The sequence below is a fragment of the Shewanella sairae genome (genome assembly GCF_023283535.1).
GTDB classification, from domain to species: Bacteria; Pseudomonadota; Gammaproteobacteria; order Enterobacterales; family Shewanellaceae; genus Shewanella; species Shewanella sairae.
Map to the genome: position 1 here is coordinate 1 of NZ_JAKILT010000203.1, position 749 is coordinate 749.

At 43.4% G+C, this 749-nt stretch carries 1 protein-coding gene; it reads left to right on the forward strand.

Annotated elements, in window-relative coordinates; translation table 11 throughout:
• Window positions 1-707, forward strand: a 707-nt coding sequence (locus L2748_RS24165) for an IS5 family transposase (protein WP_248957839.1), incomplete at its 5' end; no start/stop codon positions are given.
• Between the last annotated feature and the right edge of the window lie 42 nt (window positions 708-749).

Below are 749 nucleotides of genomic sequence, written 5' to 3' on the forward strand. Positions count from 1 at the left end.
ATTTACTCCTGTTATTTGGAAGGCCCCACTTGCGATGCCCTGACTACACCTTACTTTCAAAGCGTTTAAATACACTTGGGATCACCACTCCTCGATTTAAAAATAACGAGCGAATGGACAACAATATTGTGGCTATAGCCATTGATTCTACGGGTTTGAAGCGATTTGGTAGAGATGAGTGGCACCAAGAAAAACACAAGGTGGATGGAAAGCGAAGCTGGATGAAAGCCCATTTTGCAATAAGGACAGACCACATCATAGATGCTGCGGTGATGACGGGAAAGGATGTGATGGATGATCAGGTAGTCGGCTCCCTATGTGAACAAATAACAGCGGCTATTGGGCATGTGACAGCGGATAAAATGTACGATACCAATGCAGTTTATCAAGCGCTTGACTCGCACTCACCTAATGCAGAGATTGTCATCCCGCCGAAAGACAATACTTTTGCTGACAATAGGCACCATTCCAAGCGAATGAGCAACTTAATAGAATGCTCTGCTGCTGGGATAATGAACTGGCAAAAACGACGGCATTATGGTCGGCGAAATGTATCTGAAACCGCGATGCAGAGGTACAAAAAAATTATAGGTAATAAACTTCACAGTCGAAAGGCAAAGAACCAAAGTCAAGAAATGTTATTAGGTTGTTCTATTTTAAATCGCTTCACCCACCTTGGTATGCCTGATAGCTATCGAGTGGTCTGAGCATGCTCAAAGACTAGACAGATTGAGTATTGCAACAAAGCC